Source organism: Nonomuraea glycinis (assembly GCF_035920485.1).
Classification (GTDB): domain Bacteria; phylum Actinomycetota; class Actinomycetes; order Streptosporangiales; family Streptosporangiaceae; genus Nonomuraea; species Nonomuraea glycinis.
In genome coordinates this window covers 3,126,396-3,139,237 of the sequence record NZ_CP109166.1, presented here as the reverse complement: position 1 = coordinate 3,139,237, position 12,842 = coordinate 3,126,396, and the positions used below count along the sequence as shown (strand labels likewise).

The window sequence follows — 12,842 nt, the reverse complement described above, 5'->3', positions numbered from 1 at the left end:
CTATTGCGCGGGCGGCACGGCTGCCAAGTTCAGCACCCGGAATTTGTCCGGGTTGTCCCCCTTGCTGGCTCCCCAGTAGAGGATCGTGCTGGGTTCGGAGGACGTTCCGGAGCCATACCAGGTGCTGGGGTTGTCGATGGTCGCCAGCCTGCCGGTCCGCATGTCGTACACACTGCTGCCTGTCCACAGGAACCGGTCCAGGATGGGATACGGCGTCAAGGGTCCGATATGGACGAGCTTTCGTGTTCGCAGGCTGCCCGTCCCGTCGATGCGCTGCACGAGACCGCCACTCCTGGCGCGGCCGACGCACCAGAACGGGGCGCACCGCAAGCCCGTCACATCTTCCTGGGCGGCCACTTCGGAGACGACGCCGTTCGTCAGGTCCACGACCTTGGTCTGGCCGCGTTCCATGTCGCCAGGGGCGGAGCCCACGTCGCCGGCCCACGGCCACCTGATCAGGTGCAGTCCGTCGCTGCCTGGCAACCGGCGTGGAGCTCCTCCCGTCAGGGGCGCCTCCCAGACGCCACCCTCCACCAGCGACCAGCTGACTCTGTCGCCGTTGATCGCGATCGCGTCGATGGAGGCGTCGGCGCCGGTGCGGGTGGTGACGAGCCTGGCCTGCCCGCCTGCCAGCGGCACCGTCCAGATGTCGCGCACCGGCGTCCCATCAGCCTGCTGGCCGAAGGAGAACCAGGCCATGTTCCGCCCGTCGACGGTCGCGGTCTGCGTGATGTACCCCTTCAGATCCGGATTCTTCGGTGCTGCCGTTACTACTCTGGATTTGCCGGAGCTGCTGTCGTAAATCTCGAATCTCCCTGCCCGTTCGAACGACGACTCCGCGCTGAGCAGCACCTCGGTGGCGCTGAGCGCAGTGATCGGCCGGTAGCGCCAGCCATCGGCGTTCTTCGCCGGCATCGTGAACAGCGCCTCGGGCCAGATGTCGGCGGCGCGGACCGTCGAGATCTTCGCCGGAGCCGGCGCGATCGGGCCGCCGGACGGCGGCGCGACGCTCGCGGACGTGGTCACGGCGGGATGCGCGGGAGCGACCTCGCCGCCCCTGAGGGTGACCGCCGTGCTCGTGCTCGCCACCGCGATCACCGCCGCAGCGGCGAGAAGGTGGGTACGTCTCCTGCCGCGCCGCCGCCTGAGCCGTGCCACGCCCGCGATCAGGTCGGGCATCGGGGCATCATCCGCCCCCTCACGCAGCGCGGCGATCAGGTCGTTCTCAGTCCTCATGCCCGTCTCCTTTCGAGCATCGCAGGTCTGACCCGCAGCGTTTGGAGCGCGCGGAATGCCTGGCTTCTCACCGTTCCGCAGGAGATACCAAGGATGTCGGCGATCTCCTGGTCCGGCAGGTCTTCGAAATAGCGCAGCACCAGCACGGTGCGCTGTTTCCTCGGCAGCGAGGCCAGCTCTCTCCAGAGCTCGCCGGTCGCGTGGCGGTCGGTGTAGGAGCCCTCGGGCACTTCATCCGTCAAGTGCTCCCGACGCCTCCTCCGCCACCAGCTGATGTGCTGGCGAGCCATGATCGTGCGTACGTACGCCTCGGGATTGTCCTTATTGCGCACCCTCCTCCAGGTGTCGCCCAGCTTGAGCAACGCCTCCTGCACCAGGTCGGCGGCGTCATCGGGGTTGCCGGAGAGCACGTAGCCGTACCTGAGCAGGGCAGGCCCCCTGGCGCGGACGAAATCCTCGAACTCCACACCACCCAGACGTTTGAACAGGGACCTGCGTTGCAAACTTCTTTACTCGAAAACATCGCGCAGGTGTTCGAGTGCGCGCTACAGTCTTAGGTACTCGACTCGAACAAGGGTTCGGCCTGATGGGAGGGGGTGTGTTCGATGACGGCGCTCGCGCTCGCCCCTGCCCGGACACGCCGTAGGCCTTTCTTCCCGAATCTAAGACGGCCGCTATATCCGGCAATAGAGTCCGAGAGCGTGGACCCTGTGCGCAATCCCTATGCCCCCGGAGCCGGTCAGCGTCCGCCGGAGCTCGCCGGGCGCGATCGCGAGCTGCAGCAGTTCGAGGTCGTGCTGGAGCGGGTGGCCCGCGGCCGTCCCGAGCGCAGCATGGTCATCACCGGCCTGCGCGGCGTCGGCAAGACCGTCCTGCTCAACACCTTCAAGTCCATGGCGATCCAGCGGCTGTGGGGCACGGGCAAGATCGAGGCCCGGCCCGACCAGTCGATCCGCCGTCCCGTCGCCGCCGCCCTGCACATGGCGATCCGCGAGCTGGCCCCCCGGCATCGCGCGCCGGAGCGCATCGAGGAGTTCCTCGGCGTGCTCAAGGCGTTCGCCATGCGCGATCCGGCCGCGGCCAAGGGCACCTCGCACTGGTCCCCCGGGATCGAGGTGCCCGCCAGCCGGGGCCGGGCCGACTCCGGCGACCTGGAGATCGACCTCACCGAGTTGTTCGTCGACGCCTCGGCCGTGGCGACCGATCTCGGCGTCGGCATCGCCCTGTTCATCGACGAGATGCAGGACGTGCAGGCCGCCGATGTCTCGGCGCTCTGCGCCGCCTGCCACGAGCTGTCCCAGTCGGGTGGCCCGCTGATCGTGGTCGGCGCCGGGCTGCCGCATCTGCCGAGTGTGCTGTCGGCCAGCAAGAGCTATTCCGAGCGGCTCTTCCGCTACGCGCGCATCGACAAGCTCGACCGTGAGGCGGCCGATCTGGCGCTGATCCTGCCGGCGCGCGAAGAGGAGGTCGAGTTCACCCAGGAGGCGCTCGACGCCCTCTATGACGCCGCCGACGGCTACCCCTACTTCGTCCAGGCCTATGGCAAGGTCGCCTGGGACCTGGCGCCGCGCACCCCGATCACCCTCGACGACGTCAAGGTGTCGGCCCCCGAGGCCGAGGAGGAGCTCGCCGTGGGCTTCTTCGGCAGCCGCTACGAGCGCGCCACCCCCGCCGAGCGCGACTACATGCACGCCATGGCGGAGATCGGCGACGAGCCGGTCCCCACGGCCGAGGTGGCGGAGGCGCTGGGGCGCAAGCCGTCCAGCCTGTCCCCCGCCCGCGACAGCCTCATCAAGAAGGGGCTGATCTACAGTGCCGAGCGCGGCCTGATCGCGTTCACCGTGCCGCACTTCGGGAGGTTCCTGCGTGCCCAACCGGTCTGAGCGGCACCCCTAGATCTCTATTGGGCTGTCTAGTGGGGAAGCTAGATAGCCCAATAGAGCTATATCGTCATGCCCGTCGAGAGACCCGTCGAGGGATGTCTAGCCCGCTCTAGCGTCACACCGATACGGGCTTATACACCGGCAGAGGCTTGCTGTCCTCCGAGCCGACCACCGCGACCCGCACCGTCGGCCGCCGCCCGGCCAGCGAGACGGCGAAGACCACGTCGTGCTCGTCGTGGTTGCGGAAGGCGAAGAAGCGCCAGCACAACTCACGCCAGCTGTCGTACGGCTCGGCCGTGGCCAGGTGCGCCTCGTGGGCCTGCCAGGCCTCACTCGACCTGAGCCGTGTCAGCGTGACGCTCTCGGCCGGGCTGCGGCGCTGCTCGCAGGGGGCTCGATAGCGGGCGCGCTCGGCCAGCGTCTCGATCTCCGGCGACAGCAGCGCGAGCACGACCACGCCGGCGAGCAGATATTCCCAGGACGGATGCACGAAGGCCAGCCAGCCCGGCCCCTCGGCCCACGCCGACATCCCCGCCATACCGGTCAGCACGACGGTCCGGCCTATCGACCGCCACCCGACCGGCGCCGAGCTGACCTCGCCGAAGCACCCGCAGCCGGCATCGGGCCGCCGCCTGCGCAGCTCGAGGAGGACGTACGTGGACATGGCGCAAAAAGCCATCGTGGCCCATCGGAAGAGCGGCTGGGCGGTGACCAGCAGCCCGGCGGCCAGCCCGGCCTCCGCCACCGCGCAGCAGATCAGCGCCGCCCGCCGGAAGCGATCGGGCACCAGGACCGCGGGGCCCATCTGGGCCAGCGTCCCGGCCGCCGAGCCCGTCCGTATGACAGCGATCTTGGCGACCGTCCCCAGGCTCAGCAGGACGATCAGGACCGGCAGTTGTGATGCCAGCACGTGCGTCACCCCCATCCGATCTGCGCGTTGAAACACCCGTCGATCAGCTCGCCGCCCAGCTCCACGAAGGAGGCGGGGGCGAGCTCCGCGATCCGGCCGCGCGGCGAGGTGCCGCACTGGACGCATCGGTCGCAGAAGCGGCCCGCCACGCAGCCGCACGCCACGATCGGCATGCTCGCCGACCGGCTCGCGCACACGTTCCGCACGTGAAGCAGTGACCCGATGGCAAGGTACGGCAGGCCCGCGCACGACATGCCCGCATCGGGGCAGGCGGCGTCGGAGGGCTCCACCATCGGGTAGGCGGCGCCCCGCTCCTCGGCGTCGAAGATGTCGGACCAGGTAATGGTGCCGGAGATGTTCGGTTGCGTCCCGGTGTAGGGGGGCGGGGGTGCGGGGTGCGACGGCTGCGAGGTCGCCGGGAGCAGCGCCAGGGACACGCCGTCCTTCCGCACGCCGATCGCATCGAAGAGGTAGCCCGGCTCGAACTGCGGATGGCGCACCCGCAGGCGACCGCTGGCGCGGTAGGGGATGATGGCCGTCCGCCGGCCGCGATGCGGGCCGCAGTCGAGCTTGACCGTGATGTCCTTACGGCCGTCGATCGACACGATCGTCCCGGTCAGGCGGATGGTGTCAGCCCAGATTCGCTCCACCACCCGGCCGTCGCGCAGCGCTCGCATCGTCACGCGGGCCCCGACGGGAAGATCTCCGGGCGGGGTGTCGCCGCCGTGCCAGGCGGTCGCCCACGGCGCGATGATCAACCGCTCCTCGCCGCCCTCAGGGGTCTCGACCACGATCAAATGAGGGCTGATGTCGCGGATCTCCCCTGTGACCGCGCGCAGCGGCTCGCCGTCCTCGGCCCCCGTGCTCGGGGCGGCCGACTCCCGGCCCAGCACCGCTGCCGCGAGCACCCGGCGATGCTCGACGCTCGGATGGCTCATCGGCTCCTCCCCTCGTCCCGGGTACTAGGGTCACACGACTCCGAAGGGGCTCGCGCCGTACGGCACAGAAGAGAGCAAAATACGCATCCCCCAGGGAAGGAGATGACATCCGGCGACGTACAAACCGCCACCAACCTTGACCTACCTTTATCGTCGGCGGGCCGAATCCTGAATTGCGGTTCAGTCAGAACAGGGCATCCGGCTGCGATTCTGGCCACGATGCAGACCACCGGCTTCGACGAGGAGTTCCGTGCGTACGTACAGGCGCGCGGGCCTGCACTGCTGCGCGCCGCCAAGCAGCTCACCGGTCATCCGCTGGACGCGGAGGATCTCCTGCAGAACGCGCTGACCCGTACATTCCTGGCGTGGGATCGCATTCAGGACCGGGGCGCGCTCGACGGGTATGTGCGGCGGGCGATGGTCAACATCAACATCTCCCAGTGGCGCCGGCGCAAGCTGGAGGAGTATCCCTCCGACGAGCTGCCCGAGGTCGCGGGCGTGGTGGAAACCCCCTGCGACATGCAGGAACGCCTCGAACAGGCGTTGCAGCGGCTGCCTGAGCGGATGCGCGCCGCGATCGTGCTGCGTTACTACGAGGACATGACCGAGCCGGAGATCGCGCGCACTCTGGGGATCAGCGTCGGCACGGTGAAGAGCACGGTGTCGCGGGCGATGGCCAAGCTCAGGTCTGAACTGGGCATTCCCCGCCGCTCACCCCCGCCGTAGCGCAGGGCCGTACGACGTCCCTGATCTTACGGAGAGTGGCGAGGAACGACTCCAGCTCCGCCGAGTCGAGCATCCCGGTCAAGATGTCGTCTATGTCCGCGAGGTGCCGTGGCAGCACCTCCTGGAGCTTGTCCCGCCCGGCGTCGGTGAGGGTGGCGTATGAGGCCCGCCGATCGGTGTCGCAGCCCTTCCTGCGGACCAGACCGTCACGTTCCAATCGGTCGACGACTCGCGTCACGCCACTGGTGGACAGGCCCGTCTGGGCTGATAGATCGGTCATCCGGAGCCGCTGCTGTGGCGAGCGTCCGAGCCTGATCAACGTCTCGAAATCGATCTCTGACAGTCCGGCCGCGCCGAAAACGGGCTGCATCCGGGCCGTCACTCCGGCATGGACCTCCGCCAGGAGGCCCATGGCCGTGAGCCGGGGGTCGTCAATGTGCGTCACGTTCACACTCTAACCGACGTTAGTTGACGTGCGGAATATTCCTCGTGTAGACATTCGTTGTAGCAAACATCCGCACCGCAAGCTTCTTCTTCCTCGGAGGACCCCACTATGAGCACCACCACCTGGAACGGCCTGACCATCCCCGCCGCAGGCACCTACACGATCGACGTCGCCCACACCCGGGTCGGCTTCACGGTCAAGCACATGATGGTCAGCAAGGTACGTGGCGACTTCACCGACTTCGCCGGCTCGGTCACGGTCGCCGAGAACCCGCTTGAGTCGACGGCCGAGCTCACCATCAAGACCGAGAGCATCAACACGCAGGCCCCCGACCGTGACGGCCACCTGCGCAGCGACGACTTCCTGTCCGCGGAGAAGTTCCCGGAGATCACCTTCCGGAACGGCCGCGTCACCAGCCACTCGGGCGACGAGTTCACCGTCGTCGGCGACCTCACGATCCGCGAGACCACCAAGGAAGTCGAGCTCACCGTCGAGCACGGTGGCGTCGGCACCAACCCGTGGGGCGGCGTCGTCTGGGGCTTCTCGATCACCACCGAGATCGACCGCGAGGACTTCGGCCTCACCTGGAACCAGGCCCTGGAGACCGGCGGCGTCCTGGTGGGCAAGAAGATCAAGATTGAGATCGAGGGCGAGGCGAACCCCGCCTAAGCTGGTTATCCACAGCCTCAAGCCCGCTCCCAGCAGGAGCGGGCGTTGTCCACAGCCGCTTATGCACAGGCTGTGGACAACTGTTGAGGGAGACGCGCCTGCCAACCGCTTTGCTGCGTTGCCAGAAGGCCGGTACGCTGTCCTGAGCCGCGTGGCTACCGGGAGGATTCGCCTAGTCAGGTCTATGGCGCCGCACTGCTAATGCGGTTTGGTGGCAACACCATCCGGGGTTCAAATCCCCGATCCTCCGCAGGTTGAAGGCCCTCGCCCGTTCGTCGGGTCGAGGGCCTTTGTCGTTCCTGAGGGATCAGGGTTGCAGTTGCCCCTCAGACTGAGCCTCACAGCGCGGTCGCTGGCGTCCCCCCTCTGGAGAGTCGCCGCGCGGTGTAGTGCTGCGTCGTGGTCCCTTCGAGGGTGACCCGCGAACCTCTTGAACCATTCAGCTGTGGACACTCTGCTCTACCGACAGGGTCGCGGCGGTGTGCCGCGCGTCATGACGCCCTGGCATCTCGTACGCCGGCCTGCCTGAGGATGGACTGCGCTCCAGGCACTTGTTGTCCGCATGACTGCTGGCCAACTTGTCAGGGCCACCTGTGCGCTATATCAGCCTGCCCGCCACCAGTTCCGCCCACATCGCGCGGCCCTCGTTCATCGGCCACGCGTGATCCTCCGCACATGAAAGGCCCTCGCCCGCTCGTCGGGTCGAGGGCCTTTGTCGTTCCTGAGGCATCAGGGTTGCAGTTTGAGTTGCAGTTGCCCTCAGGCGGAGCCCCACAGGGCCGCGTCCATGCGGTCGCTGGCGTCCCTCATCTGGAGAGTCGCCACGTGGGTGTAGCGCTCCGTCGTGGTCACCCGCGTGTGGCCGAGGACCTCCTGAACCACACGGATGTGGACGCCCTGCTCTATCAACAGGGTCGCGGCGGTGTGCCGTGCGTCGTGCACCCTGGCGTCTCGTACGCCGGCCTGCTTGAGGATGGACTTCCACCCGCGCAGGATGCCCCAGATCCGGGCGGCACTCAGGTCGTGCGCCTTGCCGGGCAGCGCTCCGGAGGTTCACAGGATCGTCCCGTCCGGTGAGGCGATGACCTGGACGTTCATCCCATGCACGCGGTGCTTACCGGAGAAACGCGGTGCTTGCCGGAGAAGTAGGGCCGGTCGGCGGCGATCCGGTCAATGTGGATCAGCGTGCCGTCCAGCACCAGGTAGTGCAGCCCGTCCCGCTTGGCCTTGCGCAGCGCCTGGCCGAGCTTCGGTGAGCGGGCCGACAGCAGTGCGACCGTCTCCTCCACATACCGCCACGCGGTCGCCGTCGAGACCCCGAACCCGGCCCCGAGCTCGCTGAACGTCTCACCCTTGCGCAGGTAGACCAGCACCAGCAACGCTTGCTGCCCCGGGGTGAGCAGCCGCCAGGCCGACCCGATCGCCTTGCGGTACCGGCGGATCACCCCGGCGACGTACTTCAGCGCGCCGATGAGTGGGCATACAGTACCTACCGGCGATCCATTCAGATCACGTCATCGTCATACGCGGGTGCAGGGCGTTTCCAGTCAGTGACCGTTCAGATGCAGTTGCAGGTGTGGCAGCGCCCCTACAGGCGAGGCATTTGAGAAAGAGGTCGTACCCTGCAAGCTTTCCATCGTCCGGCCAGTAGAACGCCTTGCACCAGGCCTTATATCTGCCCGAGGCTTCATGAAATGCGCCCGCTGAGCTGCATTTCGTGCATGATATGGGCTCGAGATAATGAGTGTAATAGGCATAGCCAGAAGGCGGTCCATCGTTCCGGCAGGCCGGGGCGAGAGATATTGACGTAGGCGAAGTTTGTGCCGCGGCTGGAGCGGCACTGCCAACTCCTGTAGCGAGAAGCGTCAGGGACGCTCCCAGGGCGCATATTACTTTCGTGCTTCGGGACCTGCTCCGGATCATTTACTGCTCTCCTTTGATTTTGGAGCTTCCGACTTCGTTCCTGACTCAAACTCTCATAGGAAGAATCAGCGGAACAGGGCGATAGCAGGACACTTCGCGGACATATGCGGACGGAGTGAAACCGGGCCGCGCCGAGCAAGGCTACGCCGCGCCCGCCCGATCGCTTGGGCGTCGATTTGTGACAGCTGTCATGCCGGACTCGTGAGTGCGATGTCTACGCTGCCACCCAGTCTGCGTACGAAGATCGAAGCATGACGAACAGCAAGAACCCGCCCAACTGGAAGATCGGCGTGTGGCCTGGCATCGCGCTCGGCATGGGGCTGGGTGTCACGCAGCACAACCTCCTTCTCGGCATTGCACTGAACCTATTTCAGGCTCACGCGGCTTGGGCGACGCGATGGTTTTGAAGGACGGCGATGGCCTTGCAGAGGTGGCCCGCCTTTGACGGGCTGCAGCGGAGCTTTCGGAGGATCTTCCAGCTCTTCAGCTGGGCGTTCGCACGCTCGCCGGGTCCGCGGAGCTTGGCATGGGCGCGATTGGCCTGCTTCTGGGACTCGGGCTTGCCCTTGCCCTTGTACGGGGTGAGCACCGGGCCCTCGGCTCCCTGATACGCCTTGTCCGCCAGGGTGATGATCCCGGCTTGCTTCAGCGCACGCAGAATGCCCCAGATGCGGGCGGCGGTCAGATCGTGGGCCTTGCCGGGCAGGGCACCCGAGGTCCACAGGATCGTCCCATCCGGTGAGGCAATGACCTGCACGTTCATGCCATGCACACGGTGCTTGCCGGAGAAGTACGGCCGGTCGGCCTTGATCCGGTCGGTGCAGATCAGGGTGCCGTCCAGCACCAGGTAGTGCAGCCCGTCCTGCCGGGCCTTGCGCAGTGCTTGGCCGAGCTTGGGCGAGCGGGCCGACAGCAGCGCCACCGTCTCCTCCACGTATCGCCACGCGGTTGTCGTCGATACCCCGAAGCCGGCACCGAGCTCGGCGTAGGTCTCGCCCTTGCGCAGGTAGACCAGCACCAGCAGGGCCTGCCGACCGGGATTGAGCCGCCGCCAGATCGACCTCATCGTCTTACGGTGCCTGCGGATCACCCCGGCCACGTAGTTCAGCGTCTGATGCGACAAATCGACGGCGGCACGATAGAAAAGCACCTGAAGCTCCTGGTGGCGACGGTGTGGATTGTGGTGATCAACCCGTCTACCAGGAGCTTCTTGCTGTCACCGGCCGAATCACGACATCGCAATCATCCTGCGACCAGGGCACTCGCCGCGGAACCTGGAAAAGGTTCACTGTCCGTGTGTCTCGGAATCGCCCTTTCGTACGCGCTCGCAGCCACTCGAAAGACCGGAGAAGCGTGAGAGCGGGCAGCGGGGGTCACGTGCAAGGACGCCTTGGATGCCGGGCCTGATGTACTGCGCCTGACCTTGCCTTACACTCTTCCCGCATGCGGCTGAAGGCGATCTTGGCGCTGTTCGCTGTCTACGCTGTAACGGCGGTGCCTGTGTCTCTGCCGGGCGGATGGCGAGTGATCGTGCAACCGGCGGCAGATGACGCGGTGGAGGTGTACTACGAACTGAGGTCGCCAGCACCCCGGTCGGCCGTGAGCATCGGGCCTTTCTATCAGGCTCTACAAGCTGCTCAGCGGCGGGCCGAGATCTACCCGCACGATCTCGCCCCGCCCTACCTCCTGTACGCGCCGTACCGGCTCGTCGCCCCTTACGTGACGCCCCGAGGACAAGAGCTGGCTTCTCCTCCGATCTCAGGAGTGGACTGGTCATACGGGAAACCCATTCCGTACCGGATCGTGCCCCAGGTCCAACTGGTGAGGAACAGCCAAGCGGAGCTGACCACTTTGACGGAGGACAGGGAACACGGCAGGCCGATCGACGAACCCGAGGTCTTGGGGATGCAGATCGAACCGGAGCTCAACCGGGTCGTCGTCGAAACGAACGCATTCAGCCAAGGCTTACGCCGCAGGCTGGCCAAGCGTTATGGCGGACTCGTCACCATTGATTGGGACCCCTTGAGACCACCAATGCTGCTGCTCTGAGACATGCTCCCGACCATTGCGGCGATGACCGCTCAGCTGCGGGTGATCGGGAAACCGCCGGCTCCCCCGGCCCTTGGTCTTGCTGTTTCGGCATCTTCTGGAGACAGGGTTTCGCCTGGTGGGTCAGCATCGCGGCATGAACAGCTACGACGTGGTGATCGTTGGTGGTGGGCCGGCCGGTTTGGGTGCGGCGGTGACTCTGGGGCGGGCTCGGCGGGATGTGCTCGTGGTCGATGCGGGGGCGCCGCGCAACGCACGCGCCGCGCAGGTGAACAGCTACCTCGGGCGCGAGGGCATCGCGCCGTCGGAGTTGCTGGAGATCGGCCGTACCGAGGTCGAGCAGTACGGTGGCAGCGTTCGCAGCGGCACCGTGGTGGCCGTCGACCGGGTCGACGCCGCGACGCTACGGGTCACGCTCGCTGACGGGGCGGCTGTGGAGGCCAGAAGGGTGCTCGTCGCCACGGGTGTCGTCGACGAACTGCCCGCCATCCCTGGTCTCTCCGAGCGTTGGGGCCGGGACGTAACGATGCCGTCGAACTGGATGACACCGCTCGTGCCGAGCTCGCGGCGCGCGGGATCGCCGTGGTGACCGGCCGGGTCACCGGGGTGGAGGTCATCGACGTGTGGGTGGCGGGGAACGTACGGGGGCACCGGGCGCAGGCGATCGACGCGGCCGCGCAGGGCGGGCAGACCGGTGCGATGATCAACATCGACCTTGTCTACGAGGACGTGCGCGAGGCGGTCGCGCTGCACCCGTTCACCCCTGAGCTGGAGCGGGAGGTCGCCGAACGGGTGCTCGGTTTGCCGAAGTAGCAAGAAGAATTGTCATCGGCGGAAGGGTTCAGGATGCTTGTGCGCGGGGACGACGACGCGTCCTGCGGCTTGATGGCCACTGCGGCACAGCATCGGAAAGGACCACCTGATGAGTGGACACGACCACCGGCTCACCGAGGATGAGGCTGCCGCCATGTTCGAACCGCCGAGTTGGGACGAGCGTTACTCCGGGCCGGAGACGGTCTTCAGCGGCAATCCCAATGCGCAGCTCGTCGCCGAGGTGACCGGGCTGACGCCGGGCACGGCACTCGACGTCGGCTGTGGCGAGGGCGGGGACGTGATCTGGCTGGCCGAGCAGGGCTGGACCGTCACCGGGGCCGACTTCTCCGCCAACGGCCTGGCCCGCGCCGCCCGGCACGCCGAGCAGGCCGGAGTCGCCGGCCGCATCGACTGGTGGCAGGTCGACGCCAGAGCCTTCGTTGCGGACGGCCGGACGTACGACCTGGTCACCAGCCACTTCCTGCACCTGCCGGACGGCGGGATGGTGGACCTGACCCGTCGGCTGGCCGAGGCCGTCGCGCCCGGCGGGCATCTGCTCGTCGTCGGCCACGCGCCGTCCGAGGTGTTCACCCGCCTGACGGAGAGCCATCGCAAGGCGATGTTCCTCGCCGAGGAGCTGCTGCCCGGCCTGCCGAACGACTTCGAAGTCCTGGCGGCCGAGCAGCGGCCGCGGACGATGATCCGTGATGGAGTCACGGTGGACGTACACGACTCCACGCTGTTCGCCCGGCGTACGTCCTGAGACCCTGGAACGCGCCGGCTGTGTGCTGACCTCGATAGGACCGCGACTATAGGAGCTGCGGCGTCGGCGCGGCATGTTCATGCCCTGCTCGATGAGGAGTGTCGGGCGTCATGCACGCGGACGTCTCGAACGCCGGGCACCGCCCGCGATGATGATCGTGACGCGTCCAAGACGCACGCCTGCCATCGTGCGCTGCTATAGAAAGGATATCGCCGATACCATCCCCCCCCCCGAAGCGAATCGCGTGGCTGGCGCCGATTGCCGTCAACGCCCTGTTCGGTTGCCTTGCGCCTCTTCCGCTGGTCGTCGTCTGGTACTTCCTCGCCAACTACCCGCTGGCCGCTCTGGGCCTGACGGAACGGGATCCCACTGACAACGATGGAATCCTGCCTCACCTGATTCTGCTTGGCGGCGTAGGACTCTTCATCGCCTCGTGGGCGGTGGTCAATCTCGTAGTCCGGGCACTTTCACGATTGCCCGTATTGCC

15 protein-coding genes, 1 tRNA gene and 1 pseudogene are annotated in these 12,842 nt (G+C 66.9%); 9 read left to right on the top strand and 8 right to left on the bottom strand.

Features of this window, described 5'->3' with window-relative positions:
- Both OHA68_RS14695 and OHA68_RS14690 read right to left on the bottom strand, forming a co-directional pair.
- Entirely contained in the window at positions 1 to 1,236 is a 1,236-nt protein-coding gene (locus OHA68_RS14695; protein WP_327108127.1) for a TolB family protein, read from the bottom strand.
- A complete protein-coding gene (locus OHA68_RS14690) occupies positions 1,233 to 1,703 on the bottom strand; it encodes a SigE family RNA polymerase sigma factor (protein ID WP_327108126.1) in 471 nt (156 codons plus the stop codon). The genes OHA68_RS14695 and OHA68_RS14690 overlap by 4 nt, the downstream gene beginning before the upstream one ends.
- Positions 1,704 to 1,937: 234 nt before the next feature.
- On the opposite strand from OHA68_RS14690, the gene OHA68_RS14685 reads away from it, so the two are divergent.
- The gene (locus tag OHA68_RS14685; protein ID WP_327108125.1) at positions 1,938 to 3,119 is read left to right on the top strand and encodes an ATP-binding protein; all 1,182 of its coding nucleotides are present in this window, start codon (positions 1,938 to 1,940) and stop codon (positions 3,117 to 3,119) included.
- 115 nt (positions 3,120 to 3,234) lie between these two features.
- Here OHA68_RS14685 and OHA68_RS14680 read toward each other — a convergent pair whose 3' ends face one another.
- Both OHA68_RS14680 and OHA68_RS14675 read right to left on the bottom strand, forming a co-directional pair.
- Positions 3,235 to 4,029, bottom strand: coding sequence for a MauE/DoxX family redox-associated membrane protein (locus OHA68_RS14680; protein ID WP_327108124.1), 795 nt, complete (start codon positions 4,027 to 4,029; stop codon positions 3,235 to 3,237).
- Between the two features lie 5 nt (positions 4,030 to 4,034).
- Positions 4,035 to 4,967, bottom strand: coding sequence for a hypothetical protein (locus OHA68_RS14675; RefSeq protein ID WP_327108123.1), 933 nt, complete (start codon positions 4,965 to 4,967; stop codon positions 4,035 to 4,037).
- A gap of 219 nt (positions 4,968 to 5,186) precedes the next feature.
- Here OHA68_RS14675 and OHA68_RS14670 point away from each other — a divergent pair, with 219 nt between their 5' ends.
- The gene (locus tag OHA68_RS14670; protein ID WP_327108122.1) at positions 5,187 to 5,693 is read left to right on the top strand and encodes a SigE family RNA polymerase sigma factor; all 507 of its coding nucleotides are present in this window, start codon (positions 5,187 to 5,189) and stop codon (positions 5,691 to 5,693) included.
- On the opposite strand, the gene OHA68_RS14665 is transcribed toward OHA68_RS14670, so the two are convergent.
- Complete coding sequence (locus tag OHA68_RS14665) at positions 5,650 to 6,138, bottom strand: MarR family winged helix-turn-helix transcriptional regulator (protein ID WP_327108121.1); 489 nt, start codon at positions 6,136 to 6,138, stop codon at positions 5,650 to 5,652. The two genes, OHA68_RS14670 and OHA68_RS14665, sit on opposite strands and share 44 nt — an antisense overlap.
- 108 nt (positions 6,139 to 6,246) lie before the next feature.
- On the opposite strand from OHA68_RS14665, the gene OHA68_RS14660 reads away from it, so the two are divergent.
- Both OHA68_RS14660 and OHA68_RS14655 read left to right on the top strand, forming a co-directional pair.
- Entirely contained in the window at positions 6,247 to 6,807 is a 561-nt protein-coding gene (locus OHA68_RS14660) for a YceI family protein (protein WP_189137354.1), read from the top strand.
- A gap of 161 nt (positions 6,808 to 6,968) precedes the next feature.
- Positions 6,969 to 7,057, top strand: a tRNA-Ser gene (locus tag OHA68_RS14655).
- 509 nt (positions 7,058 to 7,566) lie between these two features.
- Here OHA68_RS14655 and OHA68_RS14650 read toward each other — a convergent pair.
- Complete coding sequence (locus OHA68_RS14650; protein ID WP_407674497.1) at positions 7,567 to 7,749, bottom strand: tyrosine-type recombinase/integrase; 183 nt, start codon at positions 7,747 to 7,749, stop codon at positions 7,567 to 7,569.
- Positions 7,750 to 7,761: 12 nt separating this feature from the next.
- Positions 7,762 to 8,279 (bottom strand): annotated as a pseudogene (locus tag OHA68_RS14645) (transposase family protein); the annotation flags it as partial.
- 702 nt (positions 8,280 to 8,981) lie between these two features.
- Here OHA68_RS14645 and OHA68_RS14640 point away from each other — a divergent pair.
- Positions 8,982 to 9,137: a hypothetical protein gene (locus tag OHA68_RS14640; RefSeq protein ID WP_327108120.1), complete on the top strand. Its 156-nt coding sequence runs from the start codon at positions 8,982 to 8,984 to the stop codon at positions 9,135 to 9,137.
- Here OHA68_RS14640 and OHA68_RS14635 read toward each other — a convergent pair.
- On the bottom strand, positions 9,107 to 9,880 hold the full coding sequence (locus OHA68_RS14635) for a transposase family protein (RefSeq protein ID WP_327106819.1): 774 nt from the start codon (positions 9,878 to 9,880) through the stop codon (positions 9,107 to 9,109). The two genes, OHA68_RS14640 and OHA68_RS14635, sit on opposite strands and share 31 nt — an antisense overlap.
- Positions 9,881 to 10,173: 293 nt before the next feature.
- Between OHA68_RS14635 and OHA68_RS14630 the strand changes: the two genes are divergently transcribed.
- The 4 genes from OHA68_RS14630 to OHA68_RS14615 all read left to right on the top strand — a co-directional run bounded on the left by OHA68_RS14630 (position 10,174) and on the right by OHA68_RS14615 (position 12,355).
- On the top strand, positions 10,174 to 10,779 hold the full coding sequence (locus OHA68_RS14630; protein ID WP_327108119.1) for a hypothetical protein: 606 nt from the start codon (positions 10,174 to 10,176) through the stop codon (positions 10,777 to 10,779).
- A 136-nt stretch (positions 10,780 to 10,915) separates the two neighbouring features.
- Positions 10,916 to 11,368: an FAD-dependent oxidoreductase gene (locus OHA68_RS14625; RefSeq protein WP_327108118.1), complete on the top strand. Its 453-nt coding sequence runs from the start codon at positions 10,916 to 10,918 to the stop codon at positions 11,366 to 11,368.
- Positions 11,365 to 11,592, top strand: coding sequence for a hypothetical protein (locus OHA68_RS14620; RefSeq protein ID WP_327108117.1), 228 nt, complete (start codon positions 11,365 to 11,367; stop codon positions 11,590 to 11,592). The genes OHA68_RS14625 and OHA68_RS14620 overlap by 4 nt, the downstream gene beginning before the upstream one ends.
- Positions 11,593 to 11,701: 109 nt before the next feature.
- The gene (locus tag OHA68_RS14615; RefSeq protein WP_327108116.1) at positions 11,702 to 12,355 is read left to right on the top strand and encodes an SAM-dependent methyltransferase; all 654 of its coding nucleotides are present in this window, start codon (positions 11,702 to 11,704) and stop codon (positions 12,353 to 12,355) included.
- Positions 12,356 to 12,842 lie beyond the last annotated feature (487 nt).